Origin of the sequence: uncultured Vibrio sp. (assembly GCF_947488985.1) — a bacterium.
Lineage (GTDB): Bacteria > Pseudomonadota > Gammaproteobacteria > Enterobacterales > Vibrionaceae > Vibrio.
This window is the reverse complement of sequence record NZ_CANLBV010000072.1, coordinates 1-19,993: the sequence shown is the minus strand read 5'-3', so window position 1 is coordinate 19,993 and position 19,993 is coordinate 1. Positions and strand designations below refer to the sequence as shown.

General features: G+C 46.6%; 14 protein-coding genes. 9 read left to right on the top strand and 5 right to left on the bottom strand.

The window, feature by feature from the left end; all coding sequences use genetic code 11:
• Positions 1–938: 938 nt before the first annotated feature.
• From dapD to Q1A70_RS14455, 3 genes are all read right to left on the bottom strand, one after another.
• Complete coding sequence (gene dapD, locus Q1A70_RS14465) at positions 939–1,970, bottom strand: 2,3,4,5-tetrahydropyridine-2,6-dicarboxylate N-succinyltransferase (RefSeq protein ID WP_299692823.1); 1,032 nt, start codon at positions 1,968–1,970, stop codon at positions 939–941.
• A 430-nt stretch (positions 1,971–2,400) separates the two neighbouring features.
• Complete coding sequence (locus Q1A70_RS14460) at positions 2,401–2,697, bottom strand: YebG family protein (protein ID WP_299692827.1); 297 nt, start codon at positions 2,695–2,697, stop codon at positions 2,401–2,403.
• An 89-nt stretch (positions 2,698–2,786) separates the two neighbouring features.
• The gene (locus tag Q1A70_RS14455) at positions 2,787–3,683 is read right to left on the bottom strand and encodes a LysR substrate-binding domain-containing protein (protein ID WP_299692830.1); all 897 of its coding nucleotides are present in this window, start codon (positions 3,681–3,683) and stop codon (positions 2,787–2,789) included.
• A 207-nt stretch (positions 3,684–3,890) separates the two neighbouring features.
• On the opposite strand from Q1A70_RS14455, the gene Q1A70_RS14450 reads away from it, so the two are divergent.
• From Q1A70_RS14450 to recD, 5 genes are all read left to right on the top strand, one after another.
• Positions 3,891–4,841 (top strand): TDT family transporter, encoded by a 951-nt coding sequence (locus Q1A70_RS14450; RefSeq protein WP_299692854.1) that lies wholly within the window; start codon positions 3,891–3,893, stop codon positions 4,839–4,841.
• Positions 4,842–4,968: 127 nt separating this feature from the next.
• Entirely contained in the window at positions 4,969–8,445 is a 3,477-nt protein-coding gene (recC, locus tag Q1A70_RS14445) for an exodeoxyribonuclease V subunit gamma (protein ID WP_299692833.1), read from the top strand.
• A gap of 6 nt (positions 8,446–8,451) precedes the next feature.
• The gene (locus Q1A70_RS14440) at positions 8,452–8,613 is read left to right on the top strand and encodes a hypothetical protein (protein WP_299692859.1); all 162 of its coding nucleotides are present in this window, start codon (positions 8,452–8,454) and stop codon (positions 8,611–8,613) included.
• Positions 8,614–8,890: 277 nt separating this feature from the next.
• Positions 8,891–12,562, top strand: coding sequence for an exodeoxyribonuclease V subunit beta (gene recB / locus Q1A70_RS14435; RefSeq protein WP_299692836.1), 3,672 nt, complete (start codon positions 8,891–8,893; stop codon positions 12,560–12,562).
• The gene (gene recD, locus Q1A70_RS14430) at positions 12,562–14,766 is read left to right on the top strand and encodes an exodeoxyribonuclease V subunit alpha (protein ID WP_299692839.1); all 2,205 of its coding nucleotides are present in this window, start codon (positions 12,562–12,564) and stop codon (positions 14,764–14,766) included. Before recB ends, recD begins: the two co-directional genes overlap by 1 nt.
• A 52-nt stretch (positions 14,767–14,818) precedes the next feature.
• Here recD and Q1A70_RS14425 read toward each other — a convergent pair whose 3' ends face one another.
• Together Q1A70_RS14425 and argA are read right to left on the bottom strand one after the other, a co-directional pair.
• Entirely contained in the window at positions 14,819–15,010 is a 192-nt protein-coding gene (locus Q1A70_RS14425) for a hypothetical protein (protein WP_008223046.1), read from the bottom strand.
• 276 nt (positions 15,011–15,286) lie between these two features.
• Positions 15,287–16,624, bottom strand: a complete 1,338-nt coding sequence (argA, locus tag Q1A70_RS14420) for an amino-acid N-acetyltransferase (protein ID WP_299692842.1) — start codon at positions 16,622–16,624, stop codon at positions 15,287–15,289.
• A gap of 163 nt (positions 16,625–16,787) precedes the next feature.
• Here argA and Q1A70_RS14415 point away from each other — a divergent pair, with 163 nt between their 5' ends.
• From Q1A70_RS14415 to csdE, 4 genes are all read left to right on the top strand, one after another.
• Positions 16,788–17,261, top strand: coding sequence for a DUF2850 domain-containing protein (locus Q1A70_RS14415; RefSeq protein WP_299692856.1), 474 nt, complete (start codon positions 16,788–16,790; stop codon positions 17,259–17,261).
• Positions 17,262–17,355: 94 nt separating this feature from the next.
• Positions 17,356–18,468, top strand: coding sequence for a murein transglycosylase A (mltA, locus tag Q1A70_RS14410; RefSeq protein ID WP_299692845.1), 1,113 nt, complete (start codon positions 17,356–17,358; stop codon positions 18,466–18,468).
• Between the two features lie 113 nt (positions 18,469–18,581).
• Entirely contained in the window at positions 18,582–19,391 is an 810-nt protein-coding gene (tcdA, locus tag Q1A70_RS14405) for a tRNA cyclic N6-threonylcarbamoyladenosine(37) synthase TcdA (protein ID WP_299692848.1), read from the top strand.
• A gap of 37 nt (positions 19,392–19,428) precedes the next feature.
• Positions 19,429–19,857 carry a cysteine desulfurase sulfur acceptor subunit CsdE gene (csdE, locus tag Q1A70_RS14400; protein ID WP_299692851.1) on the top strand — a complete coding sequence of 143 codons (429 nt, stop codon included), beginning with the start codon at positions 19,429–19,431 and terminating at the stop codon, positions 19,855–19,857.
• Positions 19,858–19,993 lie beyond the last annotated feature (136 nt).

Below are 19,993 nucleotides of genomic sequence, written 5' to 3'. Positions count from 1 at the left end.
TACATGGTCAAGTGCATGAAGGAGCTGGCAAAAGCTGAGCCTGATATCAACGCACTCCTACCTTGGAACTTCAAACACTGACAAGCTTTAACACATCGACGCCTCTACCTTGTATAAATGCCCAGCAACTCGCTGCAAAAATCAGCTCGAAAGATCAACACGCCCTAATCTCGGTTGAAATCATCATTTGCATTTCTCCTTGAATAAAGTTCTTCAAATTCTCTCGCAACGGGAGACCAGTTGGAAGTGGGCTCACTTTCGTGATCAGACACAAGTCTGTATCTGCATCGTTACAATACAGCCTTCGCTTTTTCCAACCTCCTCTACCTGCACCACTATTGGGCACAGAGGCTTTCCCATAGGGAGTGATACAGGCTTACCCTGTTCCGTATGTTACGTAAATGTCAGCTTAGATGCCCACTCTAGTGCGGAGAGTTCTCTGATCACGAAAGGGCAATGCCCAACTCCTTTCCGACTCTTATTGCCATTTTGGCCACAGCGTATTAACCACTTCCGCTGCTTCATCGTATAACGCACCTTAAATGGATCCACATACGTTCATCATACTGACTCCCTAGCACTTACCCGAATTGTGGTTTTCAGGAGGAACATCCTCTCACGATTCTGTTCCCACTAAGCCTAGCGGCTAAGTTTCGTTACATTGTCGGATTCGCTACTTTATTCAGAATCCTAGGGTTATCTGGTGATACAGATGGTTCACTCTTTTCGTGGTGAACAACGCTTCATACGACTTCAGGTCGCACGGGTACTTTCGAGTTAGAAAGTCGCTTAGTCAATTGTCTAGTTTACGGGAGCGGATCAGGTCCTTCTCATGGAACGAGGCTAGTTGATTCCCTGAACATACAAGAAAGCCGCTGGATTTAACCCCAGCGGCTTATTATTTTCTAGCATCTAGCATCTAGCATCTAGCGCTTAGATTAGTTGTTGCTGTGCAGCTCGCTGTTCAGTTCAACCGCAGACTTGTTCGCTAGGCACTCGATTTGACCAGTGATTGAGTTGCGACGGAACAGAAGATCAGACACGCCAGCGAGATCGCGAGCTTTAATGATTTCTACTTCGTTGCCTTCTTTATCTAGCATGCGAACCTTAGTACCTGCCGTCACGTAAAGACCAGACTCTACAGTACAACGGTCGCCCATTGGGAAGCCAAGACCTGCGTTTGCGCCTAGTAGACAGTTTTCGCCGATAGAGATAACCATAGTACCGCCACCAGACAGAGTACCCATGATAGAAGCGCCGCCGCCGATGTCTGAGCCGTTACCGACAACAACACCAGCTGAGATACGACCTTCAACCATGCTTACGCCCGTTGTACCTGCGTTGAAGTTGATGAAGCCTTCGTGCATTACTGTTGTGCCTTCGCCCACATGTGCGCCAAGACGAACACGAGAAGTATCCGCAATACGAACACCTGTTGGTACCACGTAATCCACCATTTTAGGGAACTTGTCGACGCAATCGACAGTTAGCGCACGACCCGCTAGGCGAGCTTCGATTTGACGTTCAGCTAGCTCTGGAAGGTCGATCGGGCCTTCGTTTGTCCATGCGATGTTGTGCAGTAGACCGAAGATACCGTCCAGTACTGTACCGTGTGGCTGTACTAGGCGGTTAGAGATAAGTTGTAGCTTTAGGAAGCCTTCAGCAACCGATGCAGGCTTCTCGTCAGTAGCAAGTACAACAAGCACAAGTGGCTGTTCAGAGGCTGCAGCTTTTTCTGCGAAAGATGCATTAGCGGCATCGTCGTTTGCAGCGAATGCTTTCGCTAGTTCTGCGCTTTGTGCTGCAGAGATCTCGATAGCTTGGTTGCCTTCAGCGTAACCTGACACTTCAGCCACAGCGGCTACTAGAGCGTCACTTGGGTTAAGAAGTGGGTTAGGGAAGAACGCTTCAATGATTTTATTATCGTTGTTTTTGGTTGCCGTACCGAAGGCTAGTGAAAAGTAAGCCATGTTGAATCTCCATGTGTTGAGTCTTGATTTTGCTATTCATAGCAGCAGCTCGAGTATGGGGGCTGCCGTTAGCAAAGTTAATTTAATGACGTTCATCATAAAGAGAGCGTCCCCGTTATGAAAGGGCGTATCGGGATAAAGTCTGTAAAAGGATATTGCTTGTCTTTTTAGCGATAGTTTTCGGAAATGAGAAAACTATACGGCTCAACTTTAGTGGCTTAGTGGCTTAGTGGCTTAGTGACTCAGTGGCTTAGTTGCTGAGAGGTGCCGTTTTTATAGCACTTGATAACTGAGCTATTTCATACTGGTTATGGTTATGGTTATGGTTATGGTTATGGTTATGGTTATGGTTAATAAGCATAAAAAAACGCCAATAATGGGCTTTTTGGAGGAGCGTTATTGGCGTTTTTTTTGAAAAGGTAGCAGCGGGTTAAGCGGCGTCTTCTTCTGCCGCGTCTTCAACGGCTTCAAGCTTCTTTGCTTTTTTCGGCGTTGGTTTACGCTTAGCACCCAATGCGTAAAGCACTTCTTCTTTATTTTTCGCTAGGTACATTGCAAGTTCTTCTTGCTTGCCTTCATCTTCAACTAAATCGCTTTTGCCTAATAGTTCAAAAAGCTCATCAGCCATATCCAGCATTTTGTCGTATGCGTCAGCTTCGGCTTTAGAGGTAAAAGTCATTTTCTCTTCTCCGTTGCGTTCCACCACGTACTTGACGATAACAGCCATGGTTAATCCTCTAAGTTTGATAAAATTTTACTGGCTTTTTATACAGTTTTTGTAGAAAGAAGTCCAGTTGAGGCGTGAACAATGCGCGCTTAATCTTGCTGTGTTGCCCAGTCTTCACAATAGTTCATGAACGCTTTCAGCAGAGGGCTCTGATATTTGTCTTTATGCACTAGCATCCAAAATTGACGTTGCATGTCGAGTGGTACATTGATCGCCTTAACCCTACCCGTACCGATGGCAGGCTGCGCGCTTAATCGCGATAAACAGGCGAGGCCAAGTCCTGCTGAAACCGAGTTGATGATCGCCTCTGTGGTATTGAGTTCAAAAGACTCATACCAATTATCAATGTGCGGTGCCACGGCGCGTAGGAAAAACTCACGCGTTCCTGAGCCTGATTCACGCAGTATCCAGTGGCTGTCCTCTAAATCCTCTAATGTCATGCTATTTTGCGCCGCGAGCGGGTGTTGATGACTGGCGATAATACACATTTCATCGCCACTACACTGACTTGCGATCAACTCTGGGTGGGTTGCCTTGCCTTCAATTAAAGCGATATCCAATTCATAATCGATTAATTTTTGGCAGATCAGCGCACTGTTTGAAATGAATAGGTTCTGATCTTTGTGTTGGGTTCGCTCGCGAAAGCCAGCCAAAATAAACGGTGCGACTTGGTTGCCGATTGTGTCACTAGCGCCCACCTTTAAACGGCCACTTAGTGGTTGGTCGTCACGGAACAAAACATCGATACCTGTCGCCCGGTGAAGTATCTCATCCGCCAGAGGGAGTAACTTCTGCCCTTCTTGGTTAAGAATTAAACGGTTGTTGACCCGATCAAACAGTGAGTGGCCTAGCTGCTTCTCCATTTCGCCTAATGCCATGCTGACAGCAGCCTTGGACAGAAACAGAGCCTCAGAAGCCGCCGTTAATGTCGAGTGCTGAGTAATAGTGACGAACACCTTAAGTTGTTTAATTGAAATATTAGCCATCAGATCCCTAGCTTTACTCTGCTGATGAAATGATTTTTGTTCAATATTAATGAACGCTTGTTATATATAATTGGATATTGTTTAACGAGGAGCAAGCGTAATATGTCCTTAACAAGCTGATGAGTTCACAAGTTTAGTGAATTAAGTTTAAGAGAGGCTGGCATGATTCAACGTATGAAATATAGATTATCAGGCGCTCCAACACCCATGGCAGGGTTAGCACTAGCCATTGCAAGTTTAGGCTGGTGCTGGGATGGCGTTTTAGTCACACAAGGTATTTTGCACACCCCAGACTTAGTGCAATGGATCAGTGCTGGCATCGCGGCGGTATTACTTCTTGTTTTAGCTGTGAAGTTTCTGATTCATGGTCATCTATTGCGTGAAGACCTTGCGCACCCTGTGGTGGGTAGTGTGGTTCCAACATTTGCGATGGGCTGCATGGTGGTATCAGCATCTTTAGCGCCGATTTCTCAATTCTTACAAGAGGCGATGTGGCTTGCGGCGGTTGCTTTACACGTTGTGTTCTTGGTGAGCTTTTTGTATCACAGAGCTAAAAACTTTGAGATTCACCATATGGTGCCAAGCTGGTTTGTGCCACCAATCGGTATCATTGTGGCAGACGTTTCTTTTTCTGGTAATCCAGTTTTGGAGCCTGTAGCGAACGCGACTTTGGTATTCGGCTTATTGGTTTACGCAGTAATGCTACCAATGATGGTTTACCGCTTGATCTTCTCTCACGAAGTGCCAGATGCAGCAAAACCAACCATTGCGATTATGGCGGCTCCAGCAAGCCTATCTTTGGCGGGTTACCTAACAGTGACAGCGAGCCCTTCACCAGTGATCATTAGTCTGCTATTTGGGATCGCAGTGTTGATGACGTTTATTATCTATGCAGCATTTTTCAAGCTACTTCGCCTACCATTTAGTCCTGGCTATGCAGCGTTTACTTTCCCCATCGTGATTGGTGCAACAGCTTTATTTAAATTGGCTGCGTGGATGCAAGCGCAAGGCATCGAGGCGCATTACATCAATCAAGTATTCGGTCTAGCATATCTTGAACTGATTGTGGCAACCTTGGTCGTTGGTTATGTCGCTGTTCGTTACTACATGAACTATAAACCTCACCGTGTTTTAGGTGCGGTAGCCGGTAGATTGTAAAGGGCAATAGTTCAAAAGATAAACAGACTTTAAGCTTTCGGTATTTCATAAGCTTATATTTCTCATCCAAATTCGGCACTTATGCTAATCTGGCTTTATATTGTGGCAAGATTAGCGTGAGTGCACTTTGTTTACTGTTTACCATTCCAATAAAGTTGATACTTTAAAAATTCTTCTCGTTCACTTAATCAAAAGTGATCCTCTAGCCAATCCTTTCGAAAAAGAGCAAATCTTGGTGCAAAGCCCAGGTATGTCTCAGTGGCTTAAGATGGAACTCGCCAAAGAGTTTGGCGTAGCAGCAAATATCGACTTCCCACTTCCCGCGACCTTCATTTGGGATATGTTTACCCAAGTGCTTCCTGATGTGCCTAAGCGCAGTGCTTTTAACAAAGAAGCGATGACCTGGAAGCTAATGAGTTTGCTACCTGCTAAGCTTGACCACCCTGATTTTCTCCCCTTGCAACGCTATCTTGAAAACGACCAAGATGATTCTAAGTTGTACCAATTGGCTGAGAAAATTGCCGATATCTTCGATGGCTACTTGGTATATCGACCTGAGTGGATGGCGATGTGGGAAGCGGGAGAACCCGTTGCAGAACTGATCGATGATGAGGGGCAGCAAGAGCACCCTTGGCAACCGATTTTGTGGCAAGCGCTCTATGAGCAAACGCTGTCTCAAGGCCAATCGAAATACCACCGTGGCAACTTGTACCACGATTTCATTGAAGCGCTAGCTAACCAACAAGGTCAGCTACAACACTTGCCGAAACGTCTGTTTGTGTTTGGTATTTCGTCACTGCCTCCTCGCTACATGGATGCCTTGAAAGCGCTTGGTGAGCAGATTGATGTTCATTTGATGTTTACCAACCCTTGCCAACATTACTGGGGCGATATTCGTGACCGTAAATACTTGGCAAGAGTGGAAGCGCAGCGCCGTAAGCAGTTTGCTCTGGTTGATGGCTTACCTCAGCTTGAGGGTGAAGCCTCACCATTGAAAGAGGGTATTGAAGCCAATGTCGAAGATGAACTGCATACCAGCCAAGCGGTAGGCAATAGCTTGCTTGCGTCTATGGGTAAGCTGGGCAGAGATAACCTGTTCTTGCTGTCTCAATCAGACAGTGAAGAGCATGAGTTCTTTATTGATGTTGAGAGGGACAGTCTGCTGCATCAACTGCAAGCCGATATTCTCCAGTTAGAAGAGCACCAAGATGATCACATCTTAGATTCCAGCAACCATAAACAAGTGGTTGAACTGGGCGATCGCTCGTTGACTGTGCATGCTTGTCACAGCCCAATGCGCGAGGTTGAAGTTCTTCATGATCAGCTGTTAGCGATGTTTGATGCTGACCCGACATTAAAGCCTCGCGATATCATCGTGATGGTGGCAGATATTAATGCCTACAGCCCTGCGATTCAGGCGGTATTTGGTAATGCTCCGGGTGAACGTTATATCCCATATTCGATCTCGGATAGAACGGCAGACCAAGAGAGCCCAATTCTGACGGCGTTCATGCAGCTTGTCGCGCTACCAAACACGCGCTGTTTAGCCTCTGAGTTGTTAGAGTTATTAGAAATCCCAGCGATGATGGCACGCTTTGATATCGATGAGTTTCAATTCGAACAAGCCAAGCAATGGGTTGAAGAAGCGGGTATCCGTTGGGGTGTCGATTCCTCTACCGCAACCGAGTTTGATCTGCCTGCTACTGAGCAAAATACTTGGTTGTTTGGTATCCAACGAATGCTACTGGGCTATGCGATGTCTGACTCTGCGGGTTTGTTTGAAACTGCACACTCTCCAATTGCAGCTTATAACGAAGTTCAGGGCATTAACGCCGAACTTGCGGGTAAGTTAGCGCACTTTATTGACCGTATCGCTCACTATCGCCAGCTCCTGACTGAAACCCAATCAATTGAAAGTTGGCGTGAAACCTTGCTGCAAATGATCGATGATTTCTTCGCGGTTGAGCTGGAAGGCGAGGTGGTACTTAAGTCGATTCGCGATGCACTTTCTCAACTCAATGAACAGCTTGATGATGCCTTGTACGAACAAGAGTTATCGCCAAGCATCATCTATCAGTACTTGAACAATAAACTGTCGGGCGCGCGCATTAGTCAGCGTTTCTTAGCGGGGCAAGTGAACTTCTGTACCCTGATGCCAATGCGTTCTATTCCGTTCAAAACCGTCTGCTTGCTAGGCATGAATGACGGAGTTTACCCGCGTTCAATGCCACCAGAAGGCTTTGACCTAATGAATGGACGTACTCGTGCCGGAGATCGCTCTCGTCGCGATGATGACCGGTATCTGTTTTTAGAAGCAATGTTGTCAGCCCAAGAGTGTTTATACATCAGTTATGTCGGTCGCTCGATTCAAGATAATACTGAACGTGTGCCGTCGGTATTGGTGTCTGAGTTGGTTGAATATTGCCAGCAAAACTACTGCTTAACTGAAGATCAAGCGTTACCAAGTGATGATTCTGGAAGCAAGTTGACTCGAGCGATCAGCTTTGAACACACCATGACGCCATTTAGCCCGGCAGCCTTTACGCAAGGTGATGCAAGCCATGTATTGAGTTACGCCAAAGAGTGGCTTCCTGCCGCTAATCGTTCTGGTGAACGCAGTGGTGAGTTCAATCGTGCACTGGATGACTATTTGCTTGGTGCGACTTATCCATTGGAGCTAGATCTGGTTGAGTTGCAGCGTTTCTGGCGCTTACCGGTGCAGTACTTTTTTAATCGCCGTCTAAAAGTGGTGTTTGAGCCGTCACTTCCTGTGATGGAAGACGATGAGCCGTTCGTGCTTAATGGCTTAGAAAGCTTCCAGCTTAAAGATGCGCTGCTGCAAGTATTGCTAGACCATCCTGAAGGTGCAGATGAAGCGGTGCGGCTGTTTGTCTCTGAGCAAAAAGCGCAAGGTCGATTACCGGTTGGCGCGTTTGGTGATATCGAATTTGAAACCAACCGTGTGCAAGCGGAAGACTTAGTCAAAGAGATTCGATTTGTAAGTGGGCAGCCACAGCCAGATCTTGAGGTAAATATTGAATTTGACGTGCTAGGTGAAGGCAAACCAGCTCGTTTGATGGGCTGGCTTACTCAAAACTATCAATCGGGTTTGGTGCGTTTCCGCAGCGGTAAAATTCGCTCGCAAGATTACTTGGCCGCGTGGATCGATCACTTATGTTGTGCGGTTATGGGGCACGGCAAAACGACTCATATTATTGGCTACGACCGAAAAGAAGGCGTGGTTCACCAAACGTTACAACCAATTGGCGATGCGCAGCAGGCGAAGAGTTTATTGGCTGAGTTGGTGAGACTGTTTTATCAAGGTATGACAGCACCACTGCCTTACTTCCCGAAAACCGCATTGGCTGGAATTGAAGCGGGCTTTAGCCGCGGTAAATGGGTCGATGATGAAGAGAAGTCGCTCAAGAAAATGGCCGATACTTTTAATGACAGCTTCGCTTTCATGGGCGAGGGTCGAGATACCTACATCTCGCGTATTTGGCCTAAATGGGACGATGAGCTGGCGGCTGAGTCGCGTATGTATTCAACGCTTGTGTTACAAGCTGCAAGGTTGGCTGCTGCCGATCTGGAAGATCAGGAGTAAGTGGCTGTGATCGATAAGATCAATCGCGGGTACGCTGAATTAATGAATGACGAAAGAGAGTCGCTGGTCAGCATTTGGGATGCTTGCTTTCCTGGTGAAGGGGAGCAAGGTGAAGAGAAGCAAGGTACAGGAAATAAAGTGGCCGCCAGTAAATCATTATTAGTGTAGGGCGTTCGCTGTACGGCCACAGGTCAGAGGGACCATTATTCTGTGGTTCAAAGTAGACAATGAGCATTAAACTCGAATCGCGCTCCTGAACTCGTGGGCGCATAGTAGCGAGGCGAACCGAATTGTTCCGTGAGAGAGATCGCACTAACTATCAACAAACTAGCGTGGTACGTAATTGGAATGGCATTTTCCACGCTAGGTCACCGTTATAACAAAGGTCACCGTTATAACAATAGTCACATTTGTAACAGATTCATCAATCAGAAGGCAGTAAGGCATGACGACCACAAGCAGTGTTCAGGTAATTGCTCCACAGACACTCAATACCATGACGTTTCCACTTCATGGCGCGCGTTTAATTGAAGCATCAGCGGGTACGGGTAAAACATTTACCATCGCTGGATTGTACTTGCGCCTACTGCTCGGACACGGCACGGCTGCACCACAAGGTGAACTGACGGAAGCGACCCAACACCATGAGCCACTGACCGTAGACCAAATACTGGTGGTGACCTTTACCGAAGCGGCAACTGCAGAGCTGCGAGATCGTATCCGTGCCCGAATCCATGATGCGCGCATTGCGTTTGCTCGCGAGCAAAGTGACGACCCAGTGATTGCGCCTCTGTTGCAAGAGATCGAAGACCACGCTGGTGCCGCGAAAACACTGCTCAATGCGGAAAGGCAAATGGATGAAGCCGCGGTATACACCATTCACGGCTTCTGTCAGAGAATGTTGACTCAAAATGCTTTCGAGTCTGGCAGCCGATTTGATAATGAATTTGTGACTGATGAAAGCCATCTTAAAGCGCAAGTAGTAGCCGACTATTGGCGTAAGCAGTTTTACCCGCTGCCAATTCAATTGGCTGGCGAAGTGCGAAATATTTGGGGATCTCCCGCTTCGTTATTGGCTGACGTAAATCGCTATCTGACGGGTTCTCCACTAAAGCTAACCGTGGAAGCAATGTCGGGTGACTTGCAAACTCTACACAATCAAAACCTAGATAAAGTTAAGCAACTTAAGGCGTTGTGGTGTGAATCCGAAGCGGACTTTTTGGCTTTGATCTCAGGTTCAGATGTGAACAAACGCAGCTACACTAAGAAGTCTCTGCCGACATGGTTAGAAGCGGTGACGGCATGGGCGCAGAGCGATACCCATGATTATCAGTTCCCAGATAAACTAGAGAAGTTCTCTCAAGCCACTCTAATTGAAAAAACACCAAAGGGCACTGCGCCTCAGCACGCCGTTTTTGAAGCGATTGAAGATTTCTTAAATCACCCAGCCGACTTGAAAGCCCCGTTATTGGCGCATGCGATTATCCATTGTCGAACTATGCTAGCCAAGGCGAAACAGCAAAAGCAGTGGTTATCATTTGATGATTTGTTGACTCAGTTGTCTGCATCGATTGATGTCGATGAGCAATCATTGCTGGTGGAAAGAATTCGTACACTTTACCCGGTGGCGATGATCGATGAATTCCAAGATACCGATCCGCTGCAATACAGTATTTTTAGCCGAATCTATCTCGATAATCCGCAGTGCGGCTTGTTTATGATCGGTGACCCGAAGCAGGCTATTTATGGCTTCCGCGGCGCAGATATCTTTACTTATATCAAGGCAAGAAACCAAGTTAGTGCTCACTACACTTTAGGGACTAACTGGCGTTCAAGCGCCGATATGGTGAGTGCAGTAAACCAAGTGTTTATGAATTCGGACAGCCCGTTTATCTACGACCAAGACATTCCATTCTTACCCGTTGCTGCCAGTCCATCGGCCGACAAACGCCAATGGGTGATGAATGGTGAAACTCAGCGCGCACTTACCTTTTGGCTGCAAGAGGCTGAAGACAAGCCACTACCAAAAGGCGAATATCACAAGGCGATGGCTGAGGCGACGGCGAGTCAAATTCAAACCATTCTGACCGCTTCTCAAAACCAGCAAGCCTATTTTGATAACGGCAAAAAACAACATGCCGTGAATGCGGGGGATATTGCTGTCTTGGTTAGAACCGGCAGTGAGGGTCGTCTGATCAAGAACGCCCTGTCTGAGCAAGGTATCGCGAGTGTGTATTTATCGAACCGAGACAGTGTGTTTACCAGTCTAGTCGCACAAGATATTCAACGCTTGCTACAAGCGGTGCTGACACCTGAAAACGATCGAGCATTGCGCGCGAGCTTGGCCTCCGAGTTGTTTGCTCTGGATGCGGCTTCATTGGATGAACTCAACAACGATGAAGTGGTGTGGGAAAACGTCGTTAACGAGTTTCGTGAGTATCGTAAGTTGTGGCTACAGCGAGGCGTGCTACCAATGCTGCGAAGTGTGATCAGCAAACGACATCTCGCGGAACGCTTACTGGAAGAAGAAAATGGTGAGCGCTCACTCACCGACTTGATGCACATAGGCGAATTGCTGCAACAAGCAAGACAAGAGCTCGATAGCGACTATGGCTTGCTGCGCTGGTTAGCAGAAGCGATTTCCGATGCGCAAAATGATCTAGGCGGCAGTGAAGACGACATTCAGCGTCTTGAATCAGAAAGAAACTTGGTTCAAATCGTTACTATTCACAAGTCGAAAGGTTTGGAATATGACCTAGTATTCCTACCATTTGTCGCGAGTTACCGAGAAGCGAGTGAAGGCAAATTCTACGACCATGATTCAGATACCACGGTGCTTGATATCACTGGCAGTGACAGCGCTTTAGCACAAGCCGATAAAGAGCGACTAGCGGAAGACTTGCGCTTGATTTATGTAGCGCTGACTCGTGCGGTTTATGGTTGTTTCATTGGTATGGCGCCACTGCGTAAAGGGCGTTCAACCAAAGAACCGACAGGCGTGCATTTGAGTGCCATGGGCTACTTGGTTCAAAACGGACAAGAGCAGGGTATTGCAGAATTGCATCAAGCTCTAGCAGCAATTGAAGGCAAAAATTCAAGTGTGCTGTTAGCCGAAACCCCAACTGCTCATGAGCAAGTGTTTGTACAAACAGAGCAAGTGAGTGAAGATTTACATGCTAATGAACTCAAGGCTTCAATCGACAGGGCTTGGCGTATCACCAGTTACTCGGGGCTTGTAAAGCAAGGCAGCCACGGTGCGAGTCATGACGCGACCATTGAGGTGTCTGGCTTTGATATTGACTCGGCTGATGAACAGGATGAGTCTGAGTTGATTGAACCTGAACGCTCTATCTTTACGTTCCCTCGTGGTGCTCGCCCGGGTACTTTCTTACACACCTTGTTTGAGGATGTTGAATTTACCGAGCCAGCAACCAGCGAACATAACACGCAAGTAATCACTCACTTATTAGAATCAGAACAATACGAATTAGAGTGGCTACCAGTGCTTCAGCAACTGGTCGATACCGTTCTTAATACAGCGTTGGATGGCAAGAACTTAAAACTAAGCGAGAAAGGCTCAACACAACGATTAGTCGAGATGGAGTTCTTACTACCAATCGAAGTATTGGCTGCATCTGAACTGAATCAAACCATTCAATATCATGATCCATTATCGGCCAAAGCGGGTGACCTAGGTTTCCAAACCGTGCAAGGTATGCTGAAAGGCTTCATCGATTTAGTGTTCGAGCATCAAGGTAAATACTATGTACTCGACTGGAAATCGAATCATTTAGGCGATGATGTCGCGGTCTACCATGGTGAGGCATTGAAATCGGCGATGGCCGACCACCGTTACGATCTACAATATCAAATCTACGCATTGGCACTGCACCGTTTCTTACGCAGTCGCGTAGCAGATTACAGCTACGAGCAACATTTTGGTGGGGTGTATTACTTGTTCCTAAGAGGAATGGACGGTCAATCTCAACAAGGTATTTTCTCGGCTAAACCTACTCTGGCTTTACTTGATGAAATGGATCAATTGATCGACGGCAAAGTGATAGACAGAAGCTCAGCACAATTGAATGATGAAACTGGACAGATGGGGCTTTTATAATGACAACGACGCTCACCAATACCTCGAATACCGCCAATACCAACATCGGCACTGATGCCCCAGCCCAACCAGTATCGCTGATCCCTGAGCAGCTGATGGATGTATTAAAGTTTCTTTCTGATAAGGGCTCGATTCGTCAGTTGGATTATCAGTTTGCCCGCTTTATTGCTCAGCAAGCCACGAGTCACTCTCAAGAAATCGGCTTTCTCGCCGGGGTAGTGAGCCATGAATTAGGCAAAGGGCACATTTGTACTCAGCTTACTCAAGCGACCGATTTTGCTCATTTACTTGGGCTGTACGGTGAAACAGCCCTGCAATTGAATCAAAAGTTGTTAGGTATTGATTGGGTGGCGTTACTTCAATCGTCAAACCTAGTAGGTACAACCAATGCCTGTGTTAAGCCACTGATGTTTGATGGGCAGCGTGTCTACTTACAGCGTTACTGGAACTACGAGGTGGTGCTGGCAGACACGTTAAATCGTTTAAGTAAGCCGGTAGAGTTCAATATTGAACAGAAAAAGGCGCTGACGGAAACGCTCAATCAGCTTTTCGCACGGAGTTATCACTTTCTGTTTAATGCATTAGCCAAGGCTGAAGCAAATCAGCAGACGTCTCAGGTACTGCGCCAACAGCTGGTGTGTGATCATCTTGATATTGTCGATGAGCAATCTTTGAATTGGGGCGCAATTGACCAAACGATCGTGCAAGCCAAGCATGTGACGGATCTCGATATATTGGATAGTCTAGTGCCATTATCGGCATGTTTGAATTGGCAAAAAGTGGCAGCAGCGGTAGCTCTGAGTCGTCGCTTTGCAGTGATCTCGGGTGGGCCGGGTACTGGTAAAACGACCACAGTAACCAAGTTACTCTCGGCGATGGTCGAGCAATCACTAAGCCAAGGCAAAACGCCAACGATTAAGCTAGTTGCACCAACGGGTAAAGCCGCGGCTCGTTTAACAGAGTCTATTGGTAAAGCGATTGAGCAACTGCCTTTAGCGCCTGAAGTAAAAGCCAACATACCAACGGAATCGAGCACTTTACACAGATTGCTTGGCGCGATTCCTAATCGAGCGGAATTTAGGCACAACCGACGCAATCCACTTCACCTTGATATCTTGGTGGTGGATGAAGCTTCTATGGTTGATCTGTCGATGATGTATAAGCTGGTGAATGCACTCCCAGAACACGCAAGGCTTATCTTGTTGGGAGATAAAGACCAACTGGCTTCCGTTGAGGCGGGGGCCGTGTTAGGTGATATCTGCTCATTTAACTCTACAGGTTACAGCACAGCGCAAGGCAGCTTGATCGCGGAAATAACAGGTTTCGATGCGATAGCGAAGACACCACAAGCAAAAGCGGGAGCCGTTAATCCTCCGGCGATTGCAGATAGCTTGTGTATGCTGCAGAAGAGTTATCGTTTCGATGCGCGTTCTGGTATTGGGCAGTTGGCAAAAGCAATCAATAACGGTTCTGCGAATCAAGTAGAGCAAGTGTTTGCCAAAGGGTTTGGCGATATTGAAAATCACCCTCTGTCTAGCGATAGCTATAACTTGATGCTGCGTACTTTAGTCAATGAATATGGTGCGTACCTCAACCGAATGAATGTGCCATTGGAAGAGTTAGAAACTCAAGAATCTAGAGCCAAATCGGTACTCGATTTGTTCAGCCAATGCCGACTGTTGTGCTCCGTTCGTGAAGGCGATTTTGGTGTGAAAGGCTTAAACCAGCGCATTGAAAGGGGACTTGCCGCAAGGCGTTTAGTACACCCGCACAATGATGAGCTTTGGTACCACGGGCGACCAGTAATGGTGACCCGTAACGATCATGGTTTGGGCTTATACAATGGTGATATTGGTATCTGCATGCTTGAATCGGATTCAAGCCAATCTGATTCTGCACCTCGTTTGAAGGTTTATTTTGAGTTGCCTGATGGCAGCGTGAAAGCGGTGCTACCAAGCCGAGTGCCTGATCATGAAACGGCTTATGCGATGACGATTCACAAATCTCAGGGCAGTGAATTTGACTTAACCTTAATGATCCTTCCGCCAGATTTCAGTCCCATCTTGACGCGAGAGCTGATCTACACAGGTATTACGCGTGCGAAGAAACGACTGATGATGTTCAGTGATACTAATGTATTAAAGCGTGGGATTAAGGTGAAAACAGAGCGAGTGAGTGGTTTAGGAAGCCGCTTAACCAACTAGAGATGATTGAGGTACATGTACAAAGCAACCATCCCTGGTTGCTTTGAGCGCGCTAGGAATCAGTTCCTAAAAACGCTCGAGTAAACGATATGTGGTTTATCTTGTATTTTGCTTGGCAATTCAAAATAAACTCTTTTAGATTCTCGCTTACAGGGAACACGCAGTGTACGTCTAGCCCTTCTAAGAATTGGTTATCAGCCATATCCCAAAAACTTTGCAGCGAGTTACAAACTATGGTTCTCATATCTATGTTGCTCTTTTTGCTGTTTATATCAACGATCAGTGCTAATTACAGCGAGCCCGTCGTTAACGGTTGTAGCAATCCGTGCAGTGAACATTTCAATAGACTTAAACGACTATCGAAATGGTGATTCCAATTAAACATTCAATCATATTATTAAGCTGCACGAATTCTATACAAATATTGTTGCGGGATAAAGTGCATATTGCACAAAAATCCCATAATAAATAGCGACATTTGACATTCTTTTCTTGGCCGTAAAATTTCGCGCAGCAAGTGTTACACGTTTAACGCTAAGATCTTTGAATTTCGCTGATAATTGTACAGTCCTTGCTTTTTCATCGGTAACTCGTCGACCCCGATCTCATAAAACCCTTGCTCACGGAACCAGTGTAGGCTGTGTGTCGTTAGGACAAAAATTTGCTGGATCTTGTGAGATTGGGATTGATGACGCATGTAATCAAGCAGTAGCTGACCACGGTTGCCATCGCGATAGTCGGGATGGATAGCGACACAGGCCATTTCCGCCATATTATCTTCTGGGTAGGCGTAAAGCGCAGCACAGCCAATAATCAGCCCGTCCTTTTCAATAATGGTAAAGCGATGGATCTCTTGTTCTAGCTGCTCTCTTGAGCGGCGAACTAGGATGCCTTGTTCTTCCAAAGGGCGGATCAGGTCAAAGATGCCCCCAATATCGTCAATGTGAGCTTGTCTGACTTGCTCAGCGCTGGCCATCACTACTTGGGTGCCAATACCATCAAAAGAGAACAGTTCTTGGATCAATGCACCGTCAGCTTTATAGCTGATTAAATGACAACGAGGAACGCCAGCACGACAAGCGGAGATCGCCCCTTTTAAGAAACGCAGTGTGCCGGTGCTCATGTCTTCTGCTGGGTTTTGAGATTGAGTTAAGCGCTCTAGAATGAGTTTGGCGTCTTTCGGGAACAGCTCGGCGAGTACATTTCCGTCTTGATCCGTTACCCCTTGCTCAGAGCAAAAGCCAATGAGTTTGTCAGCTTTTAAACGAATGGCTACTTGAGTCGCGACCTCTTCAGAAAGCAGGTTAAAACTCTCGCCAGTAACCGAGCTTGCTATTGGTCCCAGCAGTACAATGGATCCCTGACCCAGTGTGCGATTGATCCCTTCAATGTCGATTCGGCGGATACGTCCGCTGTGACAGTAATCCGTACCATCATCAACACCCAAAGGCTGAGCCGTAATAAAGTTGCCACTCATCACGTTGAGTTGAGTGCCCGCCATCGGCGTGTTGTTAAGGCTCATTGAGAGACGAGCTGTGATAGCAAGTTGTAATTGGCCTGCTGCCTGCATAGTCACCCCCAACGCGTATTCGTCGGTGACCCTGATATTCTTGTGGTAGGGCGTATGGCAATCTTGTTTAGCTAATAGTTGGTTGATCTGCGGTCTGGCGCCATGAACCAGAACAATTTTGACCCCTAGGCTGTGGAGTAAGGCAATATCACTAATAATGTTACCGAAGTTTTTATCGGCAACGGCTTCGCCTCCTAGCATGATGACCATGGTTTTGCCACGGTGAGCATTTACGTAAGGGGTTGATTGCCTGAAGCCTTTTACCAGCGCTGTACTTCTTAATTTCACAGAACAAATCCATTTGTGTTTATTTATTCGTTAATTTAGCATTTAAATTCAACTATAAACAATGCCTTTTTTGGAATTAGGCGCAAACAATGTACATCTAAGCTTCAATATATAATGTATCTGAGTGTAGAATGCGAATAGCACCTTTATGAGTATTAACGGAATGGCCCAGGCTCCAACAACTAAAAACAAGATCGATAATATAACCCAAGATTTCAACAATGAAGCTGAGCTGCGTAATCCATCGACGTTGAAGCGTAAGATCATCGAGCGTTGTTTAATGATTTTGGCCTTAGTAGGCTCATGCGCGGTCGTGGTGCTGTTTGGTGATGTCATCGACCGCTTGCAACAAGCCGCCACCCCCAATCATTTACTGTATGGTACTTGGGTAGAGCAAGGGGTTGCTCATTATGCGACAGATGAGTTTGTCTTGAGTCACCGTGGGGTGTCTGTGGCGGGCGCTCTTGTTGCGACAAACTTCGATTTTGATGGTCGCTACTTTGAATATAAGGCGGGTGATAAAACCTATCGCTTCCGCATGACCAAATCCGATCATTCAGAAATGAAACTGGACTCCGATAGCCACTACAACCCCATTTTTCGTCTCAAGGGCCACATCGACCACTCCGTTCGATAATTAATGTTGATAGGTTATCTTATTGTAAACTCTTACAAACTAAGATTGTGTTATCTGAAGGTTTTTGCCATCCTAAATAGATAGAATTTTTAGGATGACTCTTGTGATTAAAAAATGGCTTCCCCTTGCTGCCAGCTTTCTACTATTTGGCTGCGCTCAACCGACTGACCGTGCACAACAATACCTTGGTGATGAGTTCCCGCGCATCTTAAATCAGGTCGAGCAGGCAGAGTCCAATAAACCAAGAGACTACACCGCATTTGCTGAGCAAGCGGAGATGGTGGTGTCTAAATCCCCTTCAATGGCTAAAATTTATGAGCCGCTTTATCAACAACTCAATGACTGGGCAATGCTTAGCGGTGATCCTAGCGAGCTTGCAAACTTTGGCGTGCAAACCGCTCAACTGGGCGGCGGGGATCAGCAAGGTAATGTTTTATTCACCGGGTATTTTTCGCCAGTGATGGAGCTGCGCCATGAAGCAAATGAAGAATACCGCTATCCGGTTTATGGGCTTCCTGAGTGTGATAAAAATTGCCCAACTCGTGAAGAGATCTACAACGGTGCTCTAGAAGGTCAAGGCCTTGAACTTGGCTACGCTGCTAACCGTATCGACCCATTTATGATGGAAGTACAAGGCAGTGGTTTTGTACACTTTGGTGATGATGACACGTTGCAGTATTTCGCTTACGCGGGTAAGAACAATAAGGCGTACGTGAGTATTGGCCGTGTTCTGATCGAACGAGGCTTGGTACCACGAGAAAAAATGTCACTGAAAGCCATTAAAGAGTGGGTATTATCCAACGAGCCTGAAGTAGTGAAAGAACTGCTTGAGCAAAACCCTTCTTTCGTATTCTTTAGCGCGAGAGATGACTTATCGGTAATGGGTAGTGCAGGCATTCCACTGTTACCAATGGCCGCAGTTGCGGGTGATCGCTCTATTTTACCAATGGGAACGCCAATTCTGGCTGAAGTACCGTTATTAAATGCAGATGGTACTTGGAGCGGTGCGCACCAACTAAGACTGTTACTCGTTTTAGATACGGGCGGCGCGGTGAAGCAGAACCACTTAGACCTTTACCATGGCATGGGCCCACGAGCAGGTACTGAAGCGGGTCATTACAAGCATTTTGGTCGAGTATGGAAATTGGGTTTAGATGGCAGCGCAACCGAAGCGCCTTGGTCTTTGCCTCCTGAAAAGGTTGAGTAAGCGACAATAAAATAGGGCATTGAAAGCGAATCGCTAATCTCCTAGACTTTTTATTCAAGAGTGCGTATAAAACGCACTCTTTTCTTTTTCTCAGAAATAAATTGGCGGCAACAATGCGTGAATTGACCACTCCAGCTTCAGAAAACTATGACCAACGATTTGGTGGCACTCGTCGCCTATATGGCAATAGTGAAGTCGATATACTTAGAGCTGCACATGTGTGTGTGATCGGTATTGGTGGCGTCGGTTCATGGGCTGTTGAAGCGCTTGCTCGTACTGGTTTAGGTGAGCTGACGTTGATCGATATGGATGACGTGTGTGTGACTAACATCAACCGTCAAATCCACGCTATGTCGGGTACGGTTGGCAAGAGCAAAATCGAAGTGATGGCAGAGCGCGTTAAGCTTATTAACCCTGAGTGTAAAGTGAACCTGATTGATGACTTTATTGGCCCAGACAATCAGGCTGAGTACTTGTCGAAAGAGTTCGATTTTGTTCTCGATGCGATTGATAGCATGAAAGCTAAAGCTTCGCTGTTGGCGTATTGCCGTAGCAACAAAATCAAGGTGATCACCACAGGTGGCGCGGGGGGGCAAGTCGACCCGACTCAAATTAAAGTCGCTGACTTGACTAAGACGATTCAAGATCCGCTCGCGAAGAAGTTAAAAGATACTCTTCGTCGCCATCATAATTTCCCTAAGAACCCAGCACGTAAGTTTGGGATTGATTGTGTGTTCTCGACCGAGCAACTGAAATACCCGCAAGCTGATGGCAGTGTCTGTGCCGCAAAAGCAACCGCAGAAGGCCCAAAGCGTATGGATTGTGCGACCGGTTTTGGCGCTGCGACAGTGGTTACTGCGACGTTTGGTTTTGTGGCTGTGTCACGTATTGTCGAAAAAATCATTCAAAAGCACGCTCAGTAACGTCTTCTATTTAATTAATAATCGACTGGATATTAAAATGACCACATTCCCAAGCTCTCCATTCGGCACTGACATTACCAGTGATGATATTGTTGCGAAAATGCAGACATTCAGCGGCTGGGAAGACCGTTACCGTCAAGTGATTCAATGGGGGAAGAAACTACCTAACATGCCTGACGAACTGAAAAGTGAGCAGGTAATTGTCTCTGGTTGTGAAAGCCAAGTGTGGTTGGTTTCTCAAAATATCGACGGTGTTTGGCACTTTTGCGCCGATTCGGATGCGCGTATTGTTCGCGGCCTGGTTGCATTAGTGATGGCGGTATTTAATGGAAAAACATCACAGCAGATTCAAGCGTTCGATATTGATGGCTACTTCGAACAAATCGGTCTCATCACCCACCTAAGCCCATCTCGTGGCAATGGATTAAAAGCGATTGTTGCTCAAATCCAAGAGCTAAGTGCTTAACATTTCTTAGGTACACAGAAACAAAAAGGGTTGACGCTAAACGCCAACCCTAAATAATTTCGCTACTCGCTACTCGCTACTCGCTACTCGCTACTCGCTACTCGCTACTCGCTACTCGCTACTCGCTACTCGCTAC

What these genes read in the sequence shown, in the direction of transcription:
- Q1A70_RS14450 (WP_299692854.1), top strand. Translation starts at nt 3,891, where the DNA reads ATGGCAGGGTTAGCACTAGCCATTGCAAGTTTAGGCTGGTGCTGGGAT.
- csdE (WP_299692851.1), top strand. Translation starts at nt 19,429, where the DNA reads ATGACCACATTCCCAAGCTCTCCATTCGGCACTGACATTACCAGTGAT.
- dapD (WP_299692823.1), bottom strand. Translation starts at nt 1,970, where the DNA reads ATGGCTTACTTTTCACTAGCCTTCGGTACGGCAACCAAAAACAACGAT.
- recD (WP_299692839.1), top strand. Translation starts at nt 12,562, where the DNA reads ATGACAACGACGCTCACCAATACCTCGAATACCGCCAATACCAACATC.
- recB (WP_299692836.1), top strand. Translation starts at nt 8,891, where the DNA reads ATGACGACCACAAGCAGTGTTCAGGTAATTGCTCCACAGACACTCAAT.
- Q1A70_RS14415 (WP_299692856.1), top strand. Translation starts at nt 16,788, where the DNA reads ATGGCCCAGGCTCCAACAACTAAAAACAAGATCGATAATATAACCCAA.
- Q1A70_RS14455 (WP_299692830.1), bottom strand. Translation starts at nt 3,683, where the DNA reads ATGGCTAATATTTCAATTAAACAACTTAAGGTGTTCGTCACTATTACT.
- Q1A70_RS14460 (WP_299692827.1), bottom strand. Translation starts at nt 2,697, where the DNA reads ATGGCTGTTATCGTCAAGTACGTGGTGGAACGCAACGGAGAAGAGAAA.
- mltA (WP_299692845.1), top strand. Translation starts at nt 17,356, where the DNA reads ATGACTCTTGTGATTAAAAAATGGCTTCCCCTTGCTGCCAGCTTTCTA.
- tcdA (WP_299692848.1), top strand. Translation starts at nt 18,582, where the DNA reads ATGCGTGAATTGACCACTCCAGCTTCAGAAAACTATGACCAACGATTT.
- Q1A70_RS14425 (WP_008223046.1), bottom strand. Translation starts at nt 15,010, where the DNA reads ATGAGAACCATAGTTTGTAACTCGCTGCAAAGTTTTTGGGATATGGCT.